The organism is Aliiroseovarius sp. ABM4_368, assembly GCF_056161205.1.
This window is the reverse complement of sequence record NZ_JBSWYR010000003.1, coordinates 260,510-282,430: the sequence shown is the minus strand read 5'-3', so window position 1 is coordinate 282,430 and position 21,921 is coordinate 260,510. Positions and strand designations below refer to the sequence as shown.

Annotated in this window: 19 protein-coding genes and 1 riboswitch; of the genes, 5 read left to right on the top strand and 14 right to left on the bottom strand. The window is 60.3% G+C overall.

Annotated features, from left to right (window positions below):
- Positions 1 to 29: 29 nt before the first annotated feature.
- The 5 genes from glcE (at position 30) to ACXAH3_RS10710 (ending at position 4,752) form a co-directional block, all read left to right on the top strand.
- Positions 30 to 1,160: a glycolate oxidase subunit GlcE gene (gene glcE / locus ACXAH3_RS10730; RefSeq protein WP_474862077.1), complete on the top strand. Its 1,131-nt coding sequence runs from the start codon at positions 30 to 32 to the stop codon at positions 1,158 to 1,160.
- A 3-nt stretch (positions 1,161 to 1,163) separates the two neighbouring features.
- Positions 1,164 to 2,453 carry a glycolate oxidase subunit GlcF gene (gene glcF, locus ACXAH3_RS10725; RefSeq protein WP_474862076.1) on the top strand — a complete coding sequence of 430 codons (1,290 nt, stop codon included), beginning with the start codon at positions 1,164 to 1,166 and terminating at the stop codon, positions 2,451 to 2,453.
- Positions 2,454 to 2,532: 79 nt separating this feature from the next.
- Positions 2,533 to 3,360, top strand: a complete 828-nt coding sequence (locus ACXAH3_RS10720) for a trypsin-like serine peptidase (RefSeq protein ID WP_474862075.1) — start codon at positions 2,533 to 2,535, stop codon at positions 3,358 to 3,360.
- A gap of 12 nt (positions 3,361 to 3,372) precedes the next feature.
- Positions 3,373 to 4,179 (top strand): trypsin-like serine peptidase, encoded by an 807-nt coding sequence (locus ACXAH3_RS10715; RefSeq protein ID WP_474862074.1) that lies wholly within the window; start codon positions 3,373 to 3,375, stop codon positions 4,177 to 4,179.
- Positions 4,180 to 4,299: 120 nt separating this feature from the next.
- Positions 4,300 to 4,752: an Hsp20 family protein gene (locus ACXAH3_RS10710; RefSeq protein WP_474862073.1), complete on the top strand. Its 453-nt coding sequence runs from the start codon at positions 4,300 to 4,302 to the stop codon at positions 4,750 to 4,752.
- Positions 4,753 to 4,805: 53 nt separating this feature from the next.
- Here ACXAH3_RS10710 and ACXAH3_RS10705 read toward each other — a convergent pair whose 3' ends face one another.
- From ACXAH3_RS10705 to ACXAH3_RS10640, 14 genes are all read right to left on the bottom strand, one after another.
- A complete protein-coding gene (locus ACXAH3_RS10705) occupies positions 4,806 to 5,684 on the bottom strand; it encodes a DMT family transporter (RefSeq protein ID WP_474862072.1) in 879 nt (292 codons plus the stop codon).
- A 72-nt stretch (positions 5,685 to 5,756) separates the two neighbouring features.
- A riboswitch (FMN riboswitch) is annotated at positions 5,757 to 5,905 on the bottom strand.
- 473 nt (positions 5,906 to 6,378) lie between these two features.
- Positions 6,379 to 8,337 (bottom strand): vWA domain-containing protein, encoded by a 1,959-nt coding sequence (locus ACXAH3_RS10700; RefSeq protein WP_474862071.1) that lies wholly within the window; start codon positions 8,335 to 8,337, stop codon positions 6,379 to 6,381.
- On the bottom strand, positions 8,334 to 8,873 hold the full coding sequence (locus tag ACXAH3_RS10695; RefSeq protein WP_474862320.1) for an RNA polymerase sigma factor: 540 nt from the start codon (positions 8,871 to 8,873) through the stop codon (positions 8,334 to 8,336). The genes ACXAH3_RS10700 and ACXAH3_RS10695 overlap by 4 nt, the downstream gene beginning before the upstream one ends.
- Before the next feature lie 110 nt (positions 8,874 to 8,983).
- A complete protein-coding gene (locus ACXAH3_RS10690) occupies positions 8,984 to 11,170 on the bottom strand; it encodes an esterase-like activity of phytase family protein (protein ID WP_474862070.1) in 2,187 nt (728 codons plus the stop codon).
- Between the two features lie 138 nt (positions 11,171 to 11,308).
- Entirely contained in the window at positions 11,309 to 12,787 is a 1,479-nt protein-coding gene (locus ACXAH3_RS10685) for an NAD-dependent succinate-semialdehyde dehydrogenase (protein WP_474862069.1), read from the bottom strand.
- Positions 12,788 to 13,049: 262 nt separating this feature from the next.
- Positions 13,050 to 13,607: a hypothetical protein gene (locus tag ACXAH3_RS10680; RefSeq protein ID WP_474862068.1), complete on the bottom strand. Its 558-nt coding sequence runs from the start codon at positions 13,605 to 13,607 to the stop codon at positions 13,050 to 13,052.
- A 33-nt stretch (positions 13,608 to 13,640) separates the two neighbouring features.
- On the bottom strand, positions 13,641 to 14,627 hold the full coding sequence (locus ACXAH3_RS10675; RefSeq protein ID WP_474862067.1) for a P1 family peptidase: 987 nt from the start codon (positions 14,625 to 14,627) through the stop codon (positions 13,641 to 13,643).
- A 63-nt stretch (positions 14,628 to 14,690) separates the two neighbouring features.
- Positions 14,691 to 15,431: an SDR family oxidoreductase gene (locus ACXAH3_RS10670; protein ID WP_474862066.1), complete on the bottom strand. Its 741-nt coding sequence runs from the start codon at positions 15,429 to 15,431 to the stop codon at positions 14,691 to 14,693.
- Positions 15,432 to 15,484: 53 nt separating this feature from the next.
- Positions 15,485 to 16,642 (bottom strand): winged helix-turn-helix domain-containing protein, encoded by a 1,158-nt coding sequence (locus ACXAH3_RS10665; RefSeq protein ID WP_474862065.1) that lies wholly within the window; start codon positions 16,640 to 16,642, stop codon positions 15,485 to 15,487.
- Between the two features lie 2 nt (positions 16,643 to 16,644).
- Positions 16,645 to 17,067 (bottom strand): acyl-CoA thioesterase, encoded by a 423-nt coding sequence (locus tag ACXAH3_RS10660; RefSeq protein WP_474862064.1) that lies wholly within the window; start codon positions 17,065 to 17,067, stop codon positions 16,645 to 16,647.
- An 11-nt stretch (positions 17,068 to 17,078) separates the two neighbouring features.
- Positions 17,079 to 18,518 carry an aldehyde dehydrogenase family protein gene (locus ACXAH3_RS10655; RefSeq protein ID WP_474862063.1) on the bottom strand — a complete coding sequence of 480 codons (1,440 nt, stop codon included), beginning with the start codon at positions 18,516 to 18,518 and terminating at the stop codon, positions 17,079 to 17,081.
- Positions 18,518 to 20,095 carry an ABC transporter ATP-binding protein gene (locus ACXAH3_RS10650; protein ID WP_474862062.1) on the bottom strand — a complete coding sequence of 526 codons (1,578 nt, stop codon included), beginning with the start codon at positions 20,093 to 20,095 and terminating at the stop codon, positions 18,518 to 18,520. Before ACXAH3_RS10650 ends, ACXAH3_RS10655 begins: the two co-directional genes overlap by 1 nt.
- Complete coding sequence (locus tag ACXAH3_RS10645) at positions 20,092 to 20,916, bottom strand: ABC transporter permease (protein WP_474862061.1); 825 nt, start codon at positions 20,914 to 20,916, stop codon at positions 20,092 to 20,094. Before ACXAH3_RS10645 ends, ACXAH3_RS10650 begins: the two co-directional genes overlap by 4 nt.
- Positions 20,913 to 21,860 carry an ABC transporter permease gene (locus ACXAH3_RS10640; RefSeq protein WP_474862060.1) on the bottom strand — a complete coding sequence of 316 codons (948 nt, stop codon included), beginning with the start codon at positions 21,858 to 21,860 and terminating at the stop codon, positions 20,913 to 20,915. Before ACXAH3_RS10640 ends, ACXAH3_RS10645 begins: the two co-directional genes overlap by 4 nt.
- Positions 21,861 to 21,921: the final 61 nt, after the last annotated feature.

Genomic DNA, 21,921 nt, shown 5'->3' with positions numbered 1-21,921 from the left:
GCCGCTTCCAAGATATTCGAGATATGAACATGAGCCACTCGCCAACAAGTGAACAAGACCTGTCCGACCTGATCAAAGCCACGGAGGAGCCGATCCGGGTCGTGGGCGGAGGGACGCGCGACATTGGTGCGCCGGTCGAGGGCGCAGTTCTGTCGACTTCGGGGCTGTCAGGTGTGACGCTGTATGAACCGGGCGCGATGACGCTGGTGGCGCAAAGCGGGACGCCGGTGGACGAGATCAACGCGCTTCTGGCCAAGGAAGGGCAGCGGCTGGCGTTCGAGCCGAGCGACCTGCGCGGGCTGCTTGGTACCAAAGGCGCGTCGACCATAGGCGGGGTTGTCGCAGCCAACGCCTCGGGCCCGCGTCGCATTCAGGTCGGCGCCGCGCGGGATTTCTGTCTTGGCGTGCGGTTCGTTGATGGGACAGGCCGCGTGTTAAAGAACGGTGGCCGCGTGATGAAGAACGTGACCGGCTATGATTTGGTCAAGCTGATGGCAGGCAGTTGGGGCACGCTGGGCGTGCTGACCGAAGTGAGCCTGAAGGTGATGGCCATTCCCGAAGCCGAAGTAACCCTGGTCGGCGAAGGCCAAACGCCCACGCAGGCTGTGGAAAGCCTGTCAGCAGCGCTTGGGTCACCCTTTGATGTGACCGGGGCGGCGTTCGCTGACGGGAAGACTTTTGTACGGATCGAGGGGCTTGAGGCCTCGGTCAGCTACCGCGCGGCCGAGCTGGCAAAGACTGTTTTGCCCGGGTTTCAGTCCGTGGTGGGCGTGGCCTCGTCCAAGATTTGGACGCAGATCCGGGATGTTAGCGCGTTCGCAGGGCTTGAAGGTGCGGTTTGGCGTGTCTCGGTTAAGCCATCGGATGGCCCGCGTCTGGTCGCCGCGCTGGACGGTCTTGCGCCACAAGCGATCTATGACTGGGGCGGCGGACTGGTGTGGCTGCGCATCTCGGATCAACCCGATGCAGGGGCCGCGCGTGTGCGAGCAGAATTGGCCAAGCTGGGCGGACACGCGACCTTGGTTCGCGCGCCAATGGATGTGCGCGCGACCGTTCCCGTGTTCCAGCCCGAACCCGCCCCCATCGCGGCGCTGGCCAAGGGGCTTCGCCAGAAATTTGACCCGCGCGGGATTGTTAATCCCGGCCTGATGGGAGCCTAAGTCATGCAGACCCATTTCACGCCCGAGCAGCTGAAAGACCCCGCCATCACCCGCGCGAACGAGATCTTGCGGTCCTGCGTCCATTGCGGGTTTTGCACCGCGACCTGCCCCAGCTATCAGGTGCTGGGGGACGAGTTAGACAGCCCGCGTGGCCGGATTTATCTGATCAAGGATATGCTGGAAGCAGGACGCCCCGCCGACAAGAAAACGGTCGAGCATGTGGACAAATGCCTGTCCTGTCTGGCCTGCATGTCGACCTGCCCGTCGGGCGTACATTACATGCATCTGATCGACCACGCCCGCGCGCATATCGAAAAGACCTATAAGCGGCCCTTGCTTGACCGGCTCTTGCGTTGGACGTTGGCGCAGGTGATCCCCTATCCGGGGCGCTTCCGGCTAGCGATGCAGGGTGCAAGACTGGCGCGACCTTTGTGTAAATTCATGCCCGATCCCCGGCTTGAGGCGATGTTAGAGATGGCACCGCCGAAACTGCCGCGTAAATCTGCCAATGACGCGCCGCAGGTATTCCCCGCTAAGGGCGAACGTAAGAAACGAGTGGCCCTGCTGACGGGCTGTGCGCAGAAGGCACTGGATACGGATATCAACGATGCCACCATTCGCCTGCTGACCCGTCTGGGCTGCGAAGTGGTCGTGGCCAAGGGGATGGGCTGTTGTGGCGCGCTGACCCACCACATGGGTAAAGAAACCGAAAGCCACCGACAGGCAGCAGCAAACATCAACGCATGGATGCGCGAGAAACGCGGCGATGGGCTGGACGCGATTGTGATCAACACCTCTGGTTGCGGCACCACGGTGAAGGATTACGGCTTCATGTTCCGAAATGATCCGCTGGCGGACGACGCGGCAGCGGTGTCCGGCATGGCGATGGACATAAGCGAATTGTTGATGACGCTGGATGTACCTGCGGCGGAAATGGGTCAGCGCGTGGCCTATCACTCGGCGTGCAGCTTGCAGCACGGCCAGCAGGTGAAAACCCACCCGAAAACCCTGTTGAAACAAGCTGGGTTCGAGGTCGTTGAACCTGCCGATCCGCATCTCTGCTGCGGCTCAGCTGGGACGTATAACCTGATGCAGCCCGAGATCTCGAAAGAACTGAAGAAGCGCAAAGTGGCCAATCTGGAAGCCAAAACGCCACAGATCATCGCGGCGGGCAATATTGGTTGTATGATGCAAATCGGGTCGGGCACTGGTATCCCCGTGGTGCATACGGTCGAGCTGTTGGATTGGGCCACCGGCGGGCCGAAGCCTCGGAAATTGTCCGCGCAGACCTAAAATACCTTTTGCTTGCCCCTTTTTTCGCCTTAAATATGTGTCAGAGGGTGGATTAACCGCCCCGATAAGGCAGTTGAGCATGAAGCGAGTTATTACACTTTTGGTGGCAGCCGTGTGGCTGGCCGGGCCGTTGGGGGCTTCCGACCCTTCGCCGTTGCGCACCCTGATGACAGGGGATGACAGCAAGGGCTGGGAAGGTGTGGGGCGTGTGGACGTGGGCCGGGGCAGCTTTTGCACTGGGTCACTGATCGACGAAAACCTTGTTCTGACGGCGGCGCATTGCCTGTATGATCGCGACAGCGGTGAGCGGTTCAAACTGTCCGAGATCCAGTTCCTGGCTGGTTGGCGCGGCGGGCGGGCGACGGCCTATCGTGGGGTGCGGCGCGCCGTAGTGCACCCAGATTACAAGTTCGATCCGAACAAGAATGCCAAGTACATCGCCAAAGATCTGGCGCTGCTTGAGTTGGACACACCTATCCGCAACATATCGGTTAAGCCGTTCAAGACTTTCTCGCGCCCGCGCAAAGGGGCCGAGGTCGGCGTCGTGTCTTACGCGCACGACCGCACCGACAGCCCGGCCATTCAGGAAACCTGTAAGGTGCTGGCGCGCCAAAGCGGGTCTTTGGTACTCAGCTGCACGGTGGATTTCGGATCGTCTGGCGCGCCGGTCTTCGTGCTTGAGGACGGAGAACCGCGCATCGTGTCGGTGATCTCGGCCAAGGCGTCGGTGCGCGATATTCCGGTGTCTTTGGGGACGGACTTGGAAACCCCTCTTGCCGAAATGTACGAGATGTTGGCGAATGATGACGGCGTATTCACGCGGGTTGAAGCGGTAAATACCCCGAAGGTGCGTCAGTTCGGAACGGGTGCAGCGGGCCCCGGAGGGGCGAAGTTCGTGCGTCCGTAACCATCAGATTCTATGAAGTATATTCGTGCCCTTCTGACCCTCTTGTTGTTCGCGACCCAACCTGCCACTGCACAGGAGAGTAGCGGGATGAAGCGCCTGACCCTGCGCAGCGACCTTCTGGGGTTCGAAGCGGTTGGGCGGTTGGATATGCCCGGCGGTTTCTGCTCGGGCGCTTTGATTGCCAGCGATTTGGTTCTGACGGCAGCTCATTGCATCGAGGACGCAGTGGCGAAGGGATCGCTGGACGGTGTGCGTTTCTTTGCAGGTCTGCGGGACGGAGAGTTTGTCGAGGCCAGCGCTGCGAAACTGGCCGTGATGCATCCGAAATACGACACCGGTCCGAACCCGGATTTCCGCAACATCCAATACGACATCGGGCTGGTCGTCCTGAAATCTCCGATCTCGACCGCCACGGCGGCCCCGTTCGCCGTCGAAAGCCTGGCACGCAACGAAAGCCAGATTTCAATCGTCAGCTATGCGCGCGGCCGGGCCGAGGCTTTGTCCCGCGAGGGTCGCTGTTCGGTGATCGACCGCGACCGTGACCTGATCGTGTTTGACTGCGATATCTATTTCGGATCCTCGGGCGCACCGGTGTTCAATACCTCGGGGCGACGGCCGCGGATCGTGTCTGTGGTGTCCGCCGTGACCAAATATCGTGGGAAGAAAGCCGGGCTTGGTATGATGCTGCCTGCACGTCTGGCCGAGGTCAAACAGGCGCTGCGTGCGGGGCGGGGCGTGGTCGGCGGCGCGCCGGTTGAATCGCGCCGTATCGGCGTAGGGGATCGCAGCGGATCGGGCGCGCGGTTTGTTAAACCTTAAGGTCTTGAACCCGCCAAAACCTTACATATCTCTATTCCACGGATGCCGCCGGGCGGGTCCGTAGATCGCCTGTCCCCTATGGGAAGGCCCCACATATGTCGCTTTGTGAAAGGACACCCAATGCGTAATTTTGATATGTCGCCCCTGTACCGTGCCACCGTTGGCTTTGACCAGATTGCAGACCTGATGGACCGGGTTCTGACCAATGATGTCAGCCGCGACAGCTATCCCCCGTATAATATCGAGAAAACCGACGAAGACGCTTGGCGCATCTCGGTTGCTGTGGCTGGGTTCACCGAAGACGAACTGTCGGTCGAGCTGCGTGACAAAGCGTTGTTCGTCTCGGCCAAGAAAGCCGCGGAGGACGAACGCACCTATCTGCACCGTGGCATCGCGACACGTGCGTTCGAACGTCGCTTCCATCTGGCCGATCACGTCCGTGTCTCGGGCGCGACCCATGAGAACGGCATGCTGCATATCGACCTGATCCGCGAAGTGCCAGAGGCGCTGAAACCGCGTCGGATCGAGATTGCTGGTAAGAATGACGTCGAAGCCAAGGCCATCGAAGCCTGATCTGACACCTCAGATGTACCGAAGGGCGCGGAGCTTTCCGCGCCCTTTTTGTATCAGGTCGCTTGGCGTCGTTCCTGTTCCAACAACCAGAAGCTGGCCGCCAGAATGACCGCCGTACCGACCCACATGGACCCGGTGGGCAGGAAGCCAAAGACGGCGAACCCCAGCAGCACGTTGAACACCAGTTTCAGGTGGTCAAATGGTTGAAGGAACGCCGCATCCGCCATCGCATAGGCGCGGGCGAGCACGTGTTGGGCAAAGGCCGTCAGAAGCCCGGCGCCGACCACCAGCCATATGGCGTTCGGGGGCAGGGCGAACCCGGTGCCAAGCGCCAGACCCGCGTTGATCGGGCTGAGCAGCAGCAGCAGGTAAATGGTGATCGTTTCGGTGCTGTCGCGATGGGTCAGGAATTTCGTCACGACCGAGCTTGCCGCCCACAGTGCGGCTGCCCCCACTGGAAGAAGGGCGGCCAGTTGGAAGCGATCCGACCACGGTTCCAATATGATCGCCCCGCCGATGATGCCCAGAACAACGGCGCCCCAACGATGGATGGACACATGCTCGCGCAAGACCAGCCCCGCGCCGAGTGTCACAAAGAACGGTGACAGCAGGATCAGCGCTATCGCCTGCCAGATCGGCACATGGGCCAGTCCCAGCGTCCAAAGCTGTACGCCACCCGCTGCCAAGGCGACCCGCAGCACGTGTAGCCACACCTGCCCGGTTTTCATCACCGCCGCGCGGTGGCGAAACACCCATGGTAGGTAAAAACCAAGCGCAATCAGATATTGCCAGAAGGTTACGGCAGGGGCCGACGCGCCCTTGCCCATGGTTGCCGATTGCAACCCGGTATTGACCAGCGCAAATGTAGCGCCTGCCAAAACCATAAGCCCCGCCGCGCGGGCAGGTTGAGTAAGATAAGTTGACTGAGTCATGCGAGTTGTCCTTTCTTCCTTACGCAATGACCCAAGGCAGAAGGACAGGGCACACGGATCCCGTGTACCCTAACCCATTCTCTTCCATCCGGACTGTAACCGTCGGCTCTGGAGTCGCACCAGATCTGCTGTCACCCCCCAAAGGGGGCCGCTCGCGGGCTTGAAACGCATAACGCTCCTTTACCGCCGGTGGGGAATTCCGCCCCGCCCTGAGAATGTCACTGCCCCGGTTGGGGCAGCGTCGAGGAAAGTAGGGTGGGGGAGGGGGAGGGTCAAGAGTGTCGCGCCTTTGCTCCTGAAACTTGCTTGGATGCCAGCAATGGTTTTTTGTGGTGTATGGGCGCTGATCGTTCGCAAATGAACTTGAGCTAGGTCACAGAAGTTGAGCACAAATCCAAACGAAGACAGAAAACTGCGCGACGCAGTGATAGGCATGGTTGCTGTGTGCATTTCGCTTCCGCTTATCACTCTAGATTTTCTTCGCGTGATCGAGCCTTTCAGCTTGGATTTCCTGTTAAACGCACTAGGCGTGTCGCAGGGATGGAGTATGATCCTCACCGTACTTGTGTATTCCATTGGCGTTGCGACAGTGATTGAGCTGATCTGGCCAAGATCTGGGCGCAAGTCAAAGAACCCTGATCCGTAAAAAGACACGAGGGAGCCGAAGCCCCCTCGCGTTGGATGCCAAGCACCCTTACTTGGACAGGCTTTCCGCAAGGCGTATCAAGGTGACGGCCTCGGCGCGATAGCCATAGGGGTCGTCGCCTTTGGCACCATTGGCCAAGGCGATCGCGTCAGCATAGCTCCAGTCGCCCAGATACTTATCCTCGCGCAGCAATTGGCCAAAGCCTGCGATGGCGGCCGCAAACCTTTGCTCTGGGTTCGCATCAAACGCGCCTGCGACAATCGGTGTTTCGATCAGCGTGCTGGTATCTTCACCCGGCTGTTTATAGCGCAGCTTCAGGAAGCCCAGTTCGTCACTGTCTGTGGCATCCGGCGCGGGCGCATAGCGCAACGCGTCGGTCAGTACGGCGTCCGACCCGACGGGCGTCACCTCGTAAATTGCGGTGACTTGGTGACCGGCCCCAATCTCGCCTGCATCAACCTTGTCGTTGTTGAAATCCTCGCGCGCCAAGGCGCGGGTTTCATAGCCGATCAGGCGGTATTCAGCGACTTGAGCGGGATTGAACTCGACTTGAATTTTTACATCATTCGCTAGCGGGAACAACGCGCCGGACAGCTGGTCCACCAGCACTTTTCGCGCTTCCCCAAGCGTGTCTATATAAGCCGCCTGACCATTGCCGTTCTGTGCTAGCGCCTGCATCGTCGCGTCATCCAGATTGTCGCGCCCAAAGCCGAGGACGGAAAGATAGGTGCCGCTGTCGCGTTTCTTCTCGATGAAATCCTTCAACTGTTCGGGGTCATGAATGCCCACGTTGAAATCGCCATCGGTGGCCAGAAGCACCCGCCCCACATCGCCGTCGTCATACATCTGTTCAGCCACCTGATAGGCCAGCGCGATCCCTTCCGCGCCCGCGGTTGAGCCTCCGGCCCCCAAGCGGTCCAAGGCGGACAGGATTTTCGTGCGCTCGGCGGCTTTCGTCGGCTCAAGCACCTGACCCGCGCTGCCCGCATAGGCTACGATTGCGACCTCGTCCTCGGGGCGCAGTTCGGACAGCATCAGACGCAGGCTTTGCTTCAAGAGCGGCAGCTTGTCGGCGTCTGACATCGACCCGGATGTGTCGATCAGGAAGACGAGATTCAGGGGCGGGCGTTCGGTGACCTCTTGCCCTTGAATGCCGATCTGTACCAACTGCGTTCCGGCGTTCCACGGGGTTTGCATCGTCGTGACGGTCGGCGCAAAGGGATGCGGGCCGTCGGGGGCGGGGTAGGCGTAGGGGAAATAGTTCACCATTTCCTCGATCCGCACCGCGTCGGGGTTCGGCATATAGCCCGATTTCAGATCACGCCGAACAACTGCATAGCTGGCCGTGTCCACGTCGATAGAGAAGGTCGAGACTGGCTCTTCCGACGTGATTTTTAGGGGCGAGGGGGCTTCGTTGGCGTATTCTTCGCCGCCCGCGTCACCGGGCATCGGCAAGATCGATATTTCCTCTTCAAAGATCATGCGGTCCGAATCCGCAAATGACGACGCATCGGCCTCCATCAAAGGTTCCGCAACGACAGGCGGGGCGGGTTGCCCGGCTTGCGCGCGCAATTCAGAAGAGCTGTCTATGCGGGTGCGCGCAGTATGATCGGCGACTTTGCCCAACGTTTTTGGGGCAGGCGTCGCGACAATCCCTTGATCGACCAACGTATCGTCCACGGGCTGTGCAGGGATCACTGTCACGTCCGGCATTTCCACCTGATCGACATTCGGCACCATCACCAAAACCGTAAAACCAACGGCAACCATCGCCGTGGTGGCGGTTAGCCCACCGCGTGTGTTCAAAGCACTCAACATTTTCGAAACTCCTTTTCCAATCACCCCAAACGTTGGGGCCTCGGAAATAGGACGTGCGTCAGACCGCGATCCTTGGAGGTTGTCGAAGTTTTTCATGGCCAGCGCCAGATCGGCCTCTTTTTGCGAGGCGTCCGGGGTGGGCGGGGCCGCGCGCAGGGCGGCTTTCAGATCGTCCAGATCATCGCTCATATCGCGTCCTCCTCGGCCCGCATGGCTCGCAGGCGGTTCTTTACTTCGGACATGCGCCAGGCAATCGTGCCTTCTGACAGGCCCAGAATTTGCCCGGCTTCAGCCTGCGTCAGGTCTTCGCCCAGAACCAGTGCAACAGTGTCGCGCAGGTCCTCGGGCAAGGCGGCCATGGCTTGGGTAAGCCAATCCTGCGCCTCGGCGTCCTCGCGGATGGCTTCGCGCCGGTTCACTTCCCAATCGCCCCAACCATCGGCTGCTTTCGCGCGTGTGGCACTGCGGCGGCGGCGATCATGGGCGGCGTTCACGGCGACGCGATACAGCCAAGTGGTGAACCGCGCATCCCCGCGAAATCCTTGCAGTTTTGCTGGCAGGGCTGCGCAAATATCCTGTGTCAGATCCTCGGCATCGGCACGGTTGCCCGTCAAGCGAAACGTGAAAGCGAACAGCCGATCATAATGGCGCGACAGCAAGGCAGCAAAAGCAGCCCTGTCCCCTGTCGCCGCCGCTGCGGCCAGTTCCTCGTCCTGATGCGTCATCATCTTCACATAGAGTAAGACGCGCCTCAAAGGTCAATCCTTGGAAGCGGGCAAACAAAAAATAAGAGGGGACCAAAGCCCCCTCTTACATACCAGATTTGAGGTGTTGATCAGTTCACCTTGGCATCGTCGATCTTGCCGATGTTGAAGAACATCGTCTCGCCGGAATGGTCGTCTACACCGTCATTGTCGGTCGACACCCAAGCGGTGCCATCAGCCGCGATGGCCAGACCTTCGATCTTGTCCAGAACGTAGCCTCCGGTCGCGGTCAGGTCGGGCAACAGGTCGCGCACTTCTTCTTTGGAAACGACCGGAAGCTCACCGCCAAGGTACGCAGGGACCATGTCAGCAGCCGGAATGCGATAGATCTTTTTGGTCACGGCGCGGTGGTCGTGCTGGTTGTCGCGCTCGACCACATAGAAGTAATCGCCGTGGGCCACGATTTCCGACAGTCCAACCCAACCGGTGGCTGGCTCGGCTTTGGGATAGTGCACGGCGCCCCATTCCTTGGTCTCAAGGTTATAGGCGACCAGCTTCACGTGGTTCTTCGGGTCGTCATTCCATTCGCGCTGCACGGCCATCCACAGGGTGTCGCCCACCTTGGTGATGCCCTCAAAGCCAAAGCGTTTCTCGACCGCGGCAAGCTCCGGCGGGATGCCGATCTCGCCCTTCAGGTTCTTGATCGAGCCGTCTGCCTGCACGTGATAGATCGCGTGCGGGATCAGGCGTTCGGTGCGACCTTCCGAGGCGACGTAGAAGCCACCTTTGCCGTCCAGCGTGATGCCTTCAAGGTCCAGCTTTTGCGCAGGCGCGCCGTTGCGGGTGATGCGGATCACGTCAGTGATGCGGGCAGGGGTGGTGTTTGTGTCGATCTTGAAGATCGAGGGCTGGAAGCCATAGAAGCTGTCCGAAACTGCCCAGACAATGCCGCCTTCGTCAGAAACCATGCCCGAAATAGCGCCCCAGCCGATCAGTTCGTCCGCGCCAGCCGAGGTCAGCATTGGATAGCTGGCAGGGGCGTCCTGAAGCTCGTAGACCATGACATGCGCACGCGCGCCGCCATCTTCAATCAGATCTGATTCGTTGGCCGACACCAACAGGTTGCGTTCTGGGATGGTCACATAGCCTTCCGGCCCAACGCCCGAGGGCAGCAGCTGTTTCAATACCGGATTGGCCAGATCTGCGACGTCATAGACGCCCACGATCGAGCCGCGCTCGGACCCGACAAAGGCCAGGTCCATGTCGCCATAAGTGGCAGCGGTCACGCTTTCGGGCTCGACGCCTTTGGCATCCGATCGCTTGTCAGGATAATGGCCGATCTGCACGATGGCGCGCTCGAAATCGGTGCCGTTTTCGTACACAACGGTGCCGTCTTGATGGAAGATCGTCCAACCGCGTGACCCGCCCTCGTAATCGCCTTCGTTGGCGGTTGCGAAGTGGTCATTATCCAGCCATTTCACTGCGTCGGGCTCGCGTTTGCGACCCTGCTGGCTTTCGGTGAAGATCAGCGCGCCGCGCTCATCCGTTGCGTCGATGCCTTCCAGATCAACTGCCCCGGCCGAGAAGTGGCTCAGCAGCTCACCATCTTTCGAGACAACCGCGATGTGGTTGTTTTCCTGCATGGTGACGACGATCTCGCCTTCAGCGTTGATGTCGACGAATTCGGGCTCGGGGTCAGACGGGGCCACTTCGGCCAGACCGGTCAGGTCGACGCGGGTGATGCCGCCACAATCCAGCATGCCGTTTTTCAGTGACGCCAGAACCAGATCGCCAGCCGGACCTTGCGGGATAATGCCGTCATTCAAGTCTTCGTCACGTTCGTTTTCGATGGCGACGGCGATGAAGCTGCCGTCTTTTGCCTTGGCGACACTGTCAGGCTGACCGCCCAGATCGCAGGATGCCAGCACTTCACCTGACGCCACGTCGATGGCGTTCAACATACCCGACGGCGCGGTGTAGCTTTCCGAGGTGTTCACACCAACAAACGCGGTTTGCCCGATCACGGCGACCGAGGTTGGCTCGCCTGGCAGTGTGATATTGCCCAATGGTTTTGGGTTGGCAGGGTCAGTAATGTCGATGCGGCCCAAAACGCCCAGCGGGCTATCGGTGTAAACCAGCGTCATGCCGTCGGCGGTGACGTCGATGATCTCGGGGCTGGTTTCGCGTTTGGTGTCTTCGCCTTCAGCCATGTTCATGACGACAGGGAAAGAGGCGATACGGTTAAAGTTCTTCTCAGCCTGTGCGGTGCCCGCGCAAAGCGCAATGGCAGAGGTCAGGCAAAGGGTGCGATGCAGCATGGGATGCTCCTGTCAGTTTGGTCCCGGACATCATCGCGATGGGTGTAATGCGAGTTTGACAGTTTTGTTAAAGAAACATGACAATTGAAACGCAAAAGGGAGGGGCGAACCCCTCCCTTTCCTGAATGCAGGTCGAAATCAGACCGACATGCAGATGTATTTCATCTCGAGGAAGTCCTCGATCCCGTGGCGCGAGCCTTCGCGGCCAAGGCCCGACTGTTTCACACCGCCGAACGGTGCAGTCTCGGTCGAGATGATGCCCGTGTTCACGCCGACGATGCCGTATTCCAGCGCCTCCGCTACTTTGTAAACGCGGCTTAGGTTGTTGGCATAGAAGTACGAAGCCAGACCAAAGATCGTGTCATTGGCCTGCTCGATTACGTCATCTTCATCCTTGAACTTAAACAGCGGCGCCATCGGGCCGAAGGTCTCGTCCGTGGCGACGTCCATGTCGCGGGTCGCGTTGGTGATGATGGTTGGTTCGAAGAACAACCCGCCCATCTCGTGCTCTTTGCCGCCAAGGATCACCTCGCCACCCTTCGATGTCGCGTCGGCTACATGCTCGCGCACTTTCTTAACTGCGGCGTCCGAGATCAGCGGACCAAGCGCGATACCTTCGTTCAAACCGTCGCCGACGGGCAGGGCGGAAACAGCTTTGGCGAAGCGTTTGGCGAATTCGTCATAGACGCCTTCCTGCACATAGATCCGGTTGGCGCAGACGCAGGTCTGGCCGTTGTTGCGGAACTTACAGGCAATCGCGCCTTCGACGGCAGCGTCCAGATCGGCGTCGTCAAAGACGATGAAGGGCGCGTTGCCGCCCAATTCCATCGAGCATTTCAGGACCTGATCCGCGGCCTGACGCAGCAGGATACGGCCCACATTTGTCGAGCCGGTGAAGGTCAGTTTGCGTACCAGAGTGTTTTCGCAGAACTCTTTCCCGATCTCGGATGCGTTCGAGCTTGGAACGACGTTAAAGACGCCTGCGGGGATGCCTGCGCGTTCGGCCAATACGGCCAGAGCGGTTGCGGATAGCGGCGTCAATTCGGCCGGGCGACCAACAAATCCACAACCCGCAGCGATCGCAGGGCCACATTTGCGGGTGATCATCGCGTTCGGGAAGTTCCACGGCGTGATCGAGGCGACAACGCCGATCGGCTGGCGGATTACCATCAAGCGCTTGTCGGGCTGGTGGCCAGGGATGGTTTCACCATAAATGCGTTTGGCTTCTTCGCCGAACCATTCGATGAAGCTGGCGCCATAGGCAATTTCACCCATGGCTTCGGCCAAGGGTTTGCCCATTTCTGCGGTCAGGATGATCGCCAGATCGCCCTGATTTTCCATCATCAGTTCAAACCACTTGCGCATGATGTTGGCGCGGTCCTTGGCAGTGCGCTTGGCCCATTCGCGACCCGCTTTGTCGGCAGCTTCGATGGCCACGGCCACTTCTTCACGCGACAAATCTGCCACTTGGGCAATCACGTTGCCGCGCGCAGGGTTGGTGACGTCGAACGTCGCGCCGTCTTTGGCATCCACCCATTCGCCATTCACATAGGCGCGGGTTTCGACCAGCGACGGGTCTTTCAGAAGTTTCTTCAGCTCGGTGGCGTTTGCGGCCATGTCATGTCTCCCAAGTTGAGTCTTGCCAGATGAGTAATGCACAATCGTAATTAGTTAACAAGGCAAATAACTTTGAGGGGTGTGAATCCCTGCTTCGACTCGGGCATAGCCCAAAGATGCGTGAAATTCATCCTGTTTGGCGACTGGATTTGATCATTTTTTAGAACTGGCTGTATAGGACTGTCGTTCCGACACAACTTTCTTCCAGAAAGACGAATGCGGGCAGATAGGCCACCCGCATCCTTTCCATCTGGCGCAAGGATCAGCGCCCAAAATCTTCCAGCCCGCGATGGTCGATTGTTTCCAAAACGGATTTCATCACCTCGACATCTGCGCCCGAGGCCTGGATCAAGATCCGCCCATCTACGATGCCCGACAGCTCGCCATCTTGGTTCAGGTATTTCAGACGTCCAACACGTTCCAGCTTGATGCCCATAAGGCTTGCGTTTGACATCATGCCCGACAGCGCGCCGACCATGGGATTGTCTGCCATGATGGTGATGGTAAAGCTGTCGTCGCCATTGCTATAGGTCGCCTCGGACCCGGACCCACCGCCGAAAATCGCCATGCCCGCGTTGATGTCACCCGATATTTCGCGCGTCCAGCCATCGGGTGCTTCGGGCAGAAACTTCACCAGATCGGCGGTCTTCATTTCCTGCATCAACTGCTTGGCATATTCCAGCTCTTCCAGCGCATAGGACAGATCACCTTCCTCATAGGCTTCCAGCGCGGATTTCAGCGTGTCCGAGACCTCGTCCGCAAAGGCAAATCCCGGCGTCAAAAGCGTGGCGGCAAGCGCCAAAGTACGAAAATAGGACATGCGTCCCTCCTTATCGAAATGAGCCGAAGCCCGTCATGAAAACTTGTCCGCCCAGGTGGGCAAGGTGTCCCCCGGATGGGCGCGCGCGGCAATGACCCCACGGGCCACGGCGCGGGCCAGACAGGTGGCGGCGGCATGGCCAAGGCGCAGCGCGTCAAAGCCGGGGTCAGACAAGGCCACCTGCCCGGTGGCCGCTGCAAAGATCAGATCGCCGTCAAAGGGCGTGTGGCTGGGGTGGATCGCGCGTGCCATGCCGTCATGGGCGGCAGTGGCCAGCCGCGTGGCCTGCGCCTGATCCAAATCCGCATCGGTCGCGATGATGGCGATGGTGGTGTTTTCACCCAAATTCGCCTCGGGGCGGGGCTCGATGCTGGGATCATGTTGCCCCATGCCGCGCCCGCCGAACTCGTCCCCCATTTCCCACGGAGCGGCCCAAAACTCTGGCCCGTCACCCATCGTCACAGATCCCAAAGCGTTCACAGCGACCAATGCCCCCACAGTCACGCCATTGTCCAACACCAGCGATGCCGACCCCAGCCCGCCTTTCAGCTCAGCGGTGGTGGCTCCGAACCCGGCGCCGTGACTGCCGATCAGAAAGTCATCCGATGCCGCCGCATAGGCCGCACGTCCCAAACCCTTATAGGGGTTCTGCGCCCAACCTTTGTCGCCGCCGTTCAACAGGTCAAACAGGATCGCGCCGGACACAATTGGCACATGCTGATCGCCCACCTGAAACCCGCGCCCTTCCTCTCGCAGCGCATCCGCCACGCCGGACGCGGCATCCAGCCCAAATGCCGACCCGCCAGACAACACCAACGCGTCCACTTGCTGAACCAGCTTGTCCGGGGCCAGCAAATCCGTCTCGCGCGTGCCGGGCGCGCCGCCCATCACATGCACGCCCGCAGTGAAGGGCGCATCGCCGACCAGCACCGTCGCCCCGGTCTTGATCACGGCATCATCGGCATTACCCACGCGCAGTCCCGCGACATCAGTGATCAGGTTCTTCGGTCCCGGTTTCATACGACCCTCATTTTCTTGTCATAAATACCTCACGGGGGTCCGGGGGTGTGAAACCCCCGGCGCTCAGATACAGCGCCCGCCATCCACTTCCATCGCCACGCCCGTCACCATGCTCGCCTCGTCCGAGCACAGGAAACAGGCCGCATTGCCCATATCTTCGGGCGTAGAAAACCGCCCGATGGGAATGGTCGAGACAAACTTCTCGCGCATCTCGGGTGTATTCTCGCCCATGAAGCTGGACAAAAGCGGCGTTTCTCCCGCCACCGGACAGATCGCGTTCACCCGCACCCCATGCGGGGCAAGTTCGACCGCCATGGTCTTGGTCGCGGTGATCATCCAACCTTTCGATGCGTTGTACCAGTTCAGGTTCGGTCGCGGACTGAGGCCAGCGGTCGAGGCCACATTCAACACCGCCCCAGTTCCGGCCGCCTTCATACCGGGCACGAAATAACGGGCGGTCAGATAGACGGATTTGGCATTCACAGCCAAGACGCGGTCAAACTCGCCCTCGTCGACCTCTTCCAGCGGCTTGGGCAGATGGGTGATGCCGGCGTTGTTCACGACGATGTCCACATGGCCCCAAAGCTCATGCGCCGCGCGGGCCATCTGCGCCACGCTGTCGCCCGAGGACACATCCACATGATGCGCCACCCCATCGACTTCGGCAGCCACTTCGCGGGCCAGCTCGTCATTTAGATCGGCCACCATCACCCGCGCGCCCTCGGCGGCCAACTTGCGAACGATCCCGGCACCAAAGCCCGATGCCCCGCCAGTTATGATGGCTGTTTTGTTGTGAAGCCGCATAGTCATCTCCTGATTGCAGGGTCAGATTGCGCCCAATTCGGCCCGCGCGCAAGTCAGGCGCGTGTGACCTGCCACTCGATTTCCGACAGGCCCGCAAACCGCGCGAAGCGCCCCAGTTCAGCGTCGAGCTTCGTATACCGCGCGGCACCCCAACGCGTGCCGGGTTCCGGCCAGAAACCGATGACGGACAACTCACCTGTTTTGCGATCCGCCTTCAACTCGATCCGGCCCACAAAACGATCCCCTTCTAGCAGCGGATAGACGTAGTACCCCCAACGGCGTTTGTCTCTCGGGATAAACATTTCGTTGCGATAGTCAAAGCCAAAAAGTTTCTCGAGCCGCGCTCGGTCACGGATGGCTGGGTCGAACGGATTGAGGATCCGCAGGCGTGTGGTCGGGGCCGAGAGGGTGTCCAGACGTACCTCGATATCGGCAGGGGCAAGGGCAGAGTAACTGCCGCCATCTGCTGTCCGAACCTCGACCGGAACCAGTGCAGCCCCTTCGCACCAGGCCTTCGCTTCGCGCGCGGACATCGCGTCCCAGAAGCGCCCGACTTCTCCTGTGGTTGCAAAAGACAATCGATCAATTGCGTTTTCGCACAGCCAGTCTACAGCCTCGCGATCTGGCACAGGATTATGGGTCGGAAACACCCTCTCGCCCAGATCATAGAACTTCACAAAGTTCTTGCGGTGGCAAGTCGCAAGCTCGCCCGCATACCACATCTGATCCAGCGCCTTCTTGTGCGGAGGCCGCGCCCACATCTCGCGCTTCTCAACCTTGGTATCGAAAGCATGGGTGGACAGCGCCCCTTCGCGCGCGATGCGGTCGCGGATCTCGGAGATCTGGGTTTTGGCCAGCCCAGATTGATACCATTCGCTGCGGCCTGCGTGCGTGCCAAGCCGATCAAACTGCCGCTTCCAATATGGCAGCACGCGCATGTCAATCAAGCTGGCGTCATGGGTGAAATGCTCGAAGAGTTTGCGACCAGACAACTGCTTCCAAATCGCACCTTCGCTGATGTTCTGATTGCGGCTCCACAAGATGTGATTGTGCGCGCGGGTGACGTTTCGGATCGTGTCGATCTGCACAAATCCCAACCGCCAGATCATCTCTTGCAGGTCAAATGCTCCGGTGGGCGTGGCGGACAGAAGATTTGTGTGCAGCCAAAGATGCCGCGCCTGCCGGTTCGAGATTTTAAGCACTGCCCCCATATTTAACTTTCGACCAGAAAGGCTTGCATCTGGGTTTTAAGACCCTCGTCGATCACCGTAGCCTTTCGGGCATCGAGATCCATCAAGACGCATTTGGCGGTCACGTCGAACAGCAACTCGTCATCCGCACCGCGATACATCCAGTGCTGGAAGGTGGCCGAACGACGGCCGACCTCGGACACGCCGGAACGCATATAGACCCATTCGCCCGCCAGAACCTCGCGGTGATAGGTGGCGTCGGAATGCACCATGGCAAAGGCCTGACGACGCCCGCCGGTCAGCTGGTCGTGCCCCAGTCCGAAGGCGGTCATCAGGCCCAGACCTGCATCCGAGACGCAGCCGAAATAGCGGCTGATATTCATATGCCCCAGCATGTCACAGTCAGTTGGGTCGATCACCCGGCGGAAGGTTTCGATGATGGCCATTTGTCCCTCGGTCAGTCGTGTTTGGCGGCGACGGTTTTTAATTGCGAGAACCCGTAAAGCGCTTCGAAGCCTTTTTCGCGCCCGTGGCCCGATTTGCCAACCCCGCCGAAGGGCAATTCGACGCCGCCCCCCGCACCGTAATTGTTGATAAAGACCTGTCCCGCGCGCAGCCGTTTGGCCAGCCGCATTTGACGCGCGCCATTGGCGGTCCAGATGCTGGCGACAAGACCATAGTCGGTGGCGTTGGCGATACGGATTGCGTCCTCTTCCGTGTCGAAGGGGATGATGACCTGCACCGGCCCGAAGACCTCGTCGCGCGCCAAGGGGTGATCTGGCGGGACATCGGCAAAAAGGGTGGGGGCCACGTAATGCCCGCCCTCGGGCGTGTCGGTGATCTGGCCGCGCCCGACGGTTCTCAGATCCGCGCCTTGGGCCAAGAAGCCCTCGACAATCTCTTTCTGTCTGGCCGAGATCAGCGGACCCACATTCAGGTCAGCCTTAGCTGGTCCCACACGCAGCGCATCATAGGCCGCGCCCATCCGCGCGACGACCTGATCATAGACCCCGCGCTGCACCAAGATGCGCGAACTGGCGGAACAGGTCTGGCCCGCGTTCTGGATGCATGCGCCGACAAGGAAGGGCAGCGCGGCGTCAAGATCAGCGTCGTCAAAGACAAGCTGAGGCGACTTGCCCCCAAGCTCCAGCGTCACAGGCACGACGTTTTGGGCGGCTGCGGCTTGCACCAGACCGCCTACAGGGACCGAACCGGTGAAGCTGATGTGATCGACGTCTGGATGGGCAGACAAGGCCGCGCCGGCTTCTTCCCCCAGCCCTGTCACCACATTCAACGCGCCTTTGGGCAGGCCCGCTTCCTCGGCCAGACGGGCGAAAGCTAGTGCGGTCAGGCAGGCTTCCTCGGCGGGCTTCAAGACACAGGCATTGCCCATCGCTAAAGCCGCCCCGACCGAGCGCCCGATAATCTGCATGGGATAGTTCCACGGCACGATATGGCCCGTGACACCATGCGGCTCGCGCAGGGTGTAAACCGTGTAGCCGTCCAAATAGGGGATGGTTTCACCCATCACCTTATCCGCCGCGCCGCTGTAGAATTCCATGTAACGCGCCAGTGCGATGGCATCGTTTCGGGCTTGGGTCAGGGGTTTACCGACATCGCGAGCTTCCAACGCCGTCAGGTCGTCGATGCGCGTCTGCACCAACTGTCCAATGCGGGTCAGGATGCGCCCGCGCTCGACCGCTGTCATGCGGCCCCAGTCGCTATCCAGAGCCGTGCGAGCGGCTAAGACCGCCGCGTCCACGTCTTGCGCCGTCCCGCGTCCAATGCGCGCGAATTCTTTGCCGGTCGAGGGGTCTTCCACCGGCAATGTGGCCGCGGTCTTCTGCCAAGCTCCGCCAATCAGAATTTCCGTGGGATCAAACCAAAGCGCGTCCATCAAGCCGTCCTCCAAGCGGGCGGAATGACCGGCGCCGCGTTTATCAGGTTACGAGTATATTTGTGTTGCGGGTGAGTGAAGACTGTCTCGGTCTTACCTTCTTCCACGATCTTTCCGGCACGCATCACCAGTACGCGGTCGGTGACATTGCGCACGACGCCAAGGTCGTGGCTGATGAACAGATAGGCTAGCCCGTGCTTTGCCTGCAAATCCGCGAGCAGATCCAGAATATCCGCGCGGATCGAGACATCCAGCGCCGACACAGCCTCGTCCAGCACGATCAGTTCCGGGCGTAAGATCAAGGCACGGGCGATGGCGATGCGCTGGCGTTGGCCGCCGGAAAATTCGTGCGGATAACGGGTCAGGGCACCGGCGTCCAGACCGACCTCGGCCAATGCGTCACGGACGCGATCGCGCGAGTCCGCGGGCCGTTGTCCAAGTAGATGGAAGGGTTCGGCGACCAGTTTTTCGACGGTCCAGCGTGGATTGAAGCTGCCATAAGGGTCTTGGAAGACGACTTGCAGCCCGGCGCGGCGGGTGGGATCCATGTCGGGTGTGATGGGGGCTCCGTTCAGCAGGATCGCTCCGCCCTGAAGCGCCTCAAGCCCCAGAATGGCACGGCTGAGCGTGGACTTCCCACAGCCGCTTTCGCCCACCAAGCCAAGGCTTTCGCCTTCGTTAAGCGTAAAGCTGACGCCATCCACAGCGCGAAACTGTCGGGCGGGGCCAAACAGGCGCGTGCGGGGCAGGGGATAGTCGCGCACGGCGTCGCGGACTTGCAGAAGGGGTGCTGTGCTGGGCTGCGCAGTGCCACCGGGTGCGTGGCTGGAGGCTTCCAGCAATTGCCGCGTATAGGAGTGCGACATGGTGCGGAAAAGCGTTTCGGTCTCGCCCTGTTCCACGATCTCGCCCTTGCGCATGACTGCCACATGATCCGCCATCCCGGCGACCACGGCCAGATCGTGGGTGATCAGAAGCAGGCCCATGCCCTCTTCCGCAACGAGTTCCTTCAACAGATCAAGGATCTGCGCCTGCGTGGTGACGTCCAGCGCCGTGGTGGGTTCGTCCGCGATCAGAAGGTCCGGGTGCAGCGCGATGGCCATGGCGATGCAAACCCGCTGGCGTTGACCACCAGACAGCTCGTGCGGATAACGGTCCAGCGGAAAGCGATCTTGAGGCAGACCCACACGTGTCAGTTTCTCGGCGGCGATGCGCAGAGCGTCAGATTTGGAGGTTTCGGTGTGGATCAGCAATGTCTCGGCCACTTGATCCCCGATGGTTTTCACCGGGTTCAGCGCGGTCATTGGTTCCTGAAAGATCATCGAAATCCGTCGCCCGCGAATGTCGCACAGCGCGGGTTCTTCCAGCGTCGCAATGTCCGTGTCATCGAGCATAACCTGACCCGAGACTTCAGCCCCGCGCGGCAACAGCCCCATCAACGCCAGCGCAGTCATAGACTTGCCCGACCCGCTTTCGCCCACCAATCCGACGACCTGACCGGGTGCGACGGACAGGTCCACATCCTGCAGGATGTGGGTGTCGTGAATAGACAGCGAGAGGTTTCGGATGTCGATCATTCGCGCGCCCTTCTGATCCTTGGGTCCAGCAGATCACGCAACCCGTCCCCCATCAGGTTCAGCCCCAGAACCATGACGACAATCGCCAGACCCGGCGCTATGGCAAGGCGCGGCGTGGTATAGATCATGGTTTGCGCGTCGGCGAGCATCCGGCCCCAGCTGGGCGTGGGCGGCTGCGCGCCAAGGCCCACATAGGACAGGCCCGCTTCGGCTAGAATACCCAACGAAAACTGGATGGTTCCCTGCACAATCAACAGGTTGGCGATGTTGGGCAGGATGTGTTCGACGCTGATACGGGCCTTGCCTTTTCCCGCGACCCGCGCGGCCATGATAAACTCGCGCGTCCAGATGGTGAGCGCGCCACCGCGGGCGACACGGGCGAAAACCGGGATGTTGAAGATACCGATCGCGATGATCGCGTTGGTGGCGGACGGGCCGAATGTGGCGGTGATCAGGATTGCAATGACAAGCGAGGGAAAGGCGAAGATCAGGTCGTTGCCACGCATGATGACTTCGTCCAGCCAACCACCGCGATTGGCGGCGGCCATCAGACCAAGGGGCACGCCCAGCCCCATGCCGATTCCAACGGCCAGCACGGCGACGGCGATGGAAATCCGTCCGCCCTCCATCAGCATGGACAGAAGATCCCGGCCAAAGTGATCGGTGCCAAGAAGGTAGTCTGCAGAGGGCGCTTTTAGCTTCCCCGAGATGTTTAGCGCGGTGACGTCATAGGGCGTCCATAGGAATGAGATCAGCGCGGCGGCAAGAAGCACAACGCTAAGCACAGCGCCGATCCAAAGCTGAGCGGGCAGGCGGGTCATGTGCGCCTCCGCAGTCTTGGATCGACGACCGCATAGGCCACGTCGACAAGGAAGGTCACAAGGATGACGGCGAAGACTAAGAGCATCACGACACTTTCGACGACAACGAGGTCGCGCTGGGTGATCGCCTGGAAGATCAGCCGCCCAAGGCCGGGCAGGAAGAACACGTTTTCGATGATGATCGCACCTGCCAGAAGGAAGCTGAACTGCAACCCGATGATGGTCAGAACCGGGATCAGCGCGTTGCGCAACGCGTGGCGACGGGTGGCTTGGGCTACTGAAAGCCCCTTGGCGCGGGCAGTTCGGATATAATCTTGATGTAGCACGTCCAACAGCGACGAGCGCATGACGCGCGCAAGGATCGATGCTTGCGGCAGTGCCAATGCAATGGCGGGTAGGGTCAGCGCTTTGATCGCCGGACCAACGCCCGCGTCCCAGCCGGGAAAGCCACCCGCCGAGAACCAGCGCAACTGCACCGCGAAGACCAACACCAGCAACATGGCAAACCAGAAATTCGGGACCGCAATGCCCATCTGGGTCGCCCCCATGATGGTGTAATCTGCCATCTGCCCGCGACGTGTGGCGGCGATCAACCCCACGGGAATGGCAATCAGCGTGGACAGAAGCAGGGCGAACAGGGCGAGCGGCAGGGACACTTGCAGACGTTCCAACACCAGCTCGGACACCGGAACGCGATAGGTATAGGAGGTTCCGAAATCCCCCACGAGCAGCCCGCCGATCCAGTTGAGATACCGCGCGGTCAGTGACCCGTTCAGGCCCAGATCATCACGCAGAGCGGCCACAGTCTCGGGCGAGGCGTTCAGTCCCAGCATGAAAGATGCAGGATCGCCGGGGATCACCTCGATCATGGCGAAAATCACCAACGAGGCCACAATCAGGCCGGCGCCAAGCGACAGGGCGCGTGTGATGACGAAACGCAACATGGGCCGAGCCTAGCCCCCGATTATGCCAGCGAAAAGAGAATTCCGCGCCTGATCGCGTAGT

Excerpts from the sequence above, each read along its gene's own strand:
- ACXAH3_RS10715 (WP_474862074.1), top strand. The coding sequence starts at position 3,373 with ATGAAGTATATTCGTGCCCTTCTGACCCTCTTGTTGTTCGCGACCCAA.
- ACXAH3_RS10645 (WP_474862061.1), bottom strand. The coding sequence starts at position 20,916 with ATGACCCGCCTGCCCGCTCAGCTTTGGATCGGCGCTGTGCTTAGCGTT.
- ACXAH3_RS10700 (WP_474862071.1), bottom strand. The coding sequence starts at position 8,337 with ATGAGCGATGATCTGGACGATCTGAAAGCCGCCCTGCGCGCGGCCCCG.
- glcE (WP_474862077.1), top strand. The coding sequence starts at position 30 with ATGAGCCACTCGCCAACAAGTGAACAAGACCTGTCCGACCTGATCAAA.
- ACXAH3_RS10660 (WP_474862064.1), bottom strand. The coding sequence starts at position 17,067 with ATGGCCATCATCGAAACCTTCCGCCGGGTGATCGACCCAACTGACTGT.
- ACXAH3_RS10690 (WP_474862070.1), bottom strand. The coding sequence starts at position 11,170 with ATGCTGCATCGCACCCTTTGCCTGACCTCTGCCATTGCGCTTTGCGCG.
- ACXAH3_RS10685 (WP_474862069.1), bottom strand. The coding sequence starts at position 12,787 with ATGGCCGCAAACGCCACCGAGCTGAAGAAACTTCTGAAAGACCCGTCG.
- ACXAH3_RS10640 (WP_474862060.1), bottom strand. The coding sequence starts at position 21,860 with ATGTTGCGTTTCGTCATCACACGCGCCCTGTCGCTTGGCGCCGGCCTG.
- ACXAH3_RS10695 (WP_474862320.1), bottom strand. The coding sequence starts at position 8,873 with ATGACGCATCAGGACGAGGAACTGGCCGCAGCGGCGGCGACAGGGGAC.
- ACXAH3_RS10710 (WP_474862073.1), top strand. The coding sequence starts at position 4,300 with ATGCGTAATTTTGATATGTCGCCCCTGTACCGTGCCACCGTTGGCTTT.
- ACXAH3_RS10720 (WP_474862075.1), top strand. The coding sequence starts at position 2,533 with ATGAAGCGAGTTATTACACTTTTGGTGGCAGCCGTGTGGCTGGCCGGG.
- ACXAH3_RS10670 (WP_474862066.1), bottom strand. The coding sequence starts at position 15,431 with ATGCGGCTTCACAACAAAACAGCCATCATAACTGGCGGGGCATCGGGC.
- ACXAH3_RS10680 (WP_474862068.1), bottom strand. The coding sequence starts at position 13,607 with ATGTCCTATTTTCGTACTTTGGCGCTTGCCGCCACGCTTTTGACGCCG.
- ACXAH3_RS10705 (WP_474862072.1), bottom strand. The coding sequence starts at position 5,684 with ATGACTCAGTCAACTTATCTTACTCAACCTGCCCGCGCGGCGGGGCTT.
- ACXAH3_RS10655 (WP_474862063.1), bottom strand. The coding sequence starts at position 18,518 with ATGGACGCGCTTTGGTTTGATCCCACGGAAATTCTGATTGGCGGAGCT.
- glcF (WP_474862076.1), top strand. The coding sequence starts at position 1,164 with ATGCAGACCCATTTCACGCCCGAGCAGCTGAAAGACCCCGCCATCACC.
- ACXAH3_RS10650 (WP_474862062.1), bottom strand. The coding sequence starts at position 20,095 with ATGATCGACATCCGAAACCTCTCGCTGTCTATTCACGACACCCACATC.
- ACXAH3_RS10675 (WP_474862067.1), bottom strand. The coding sequence starts at position 14,627 with ATGAAACCGGGACCGAAGAACCTGATCACTGATGTCGCGGGACTGCGC.
- ACXAH3_RS10665 (WP_474862065.1), bottom strand. The coding sequence starts at position 16,642 with ATGGGGGCAGTGCTTAAAATCTCGAACCGGCAGGCGCGGCATCTTTGG.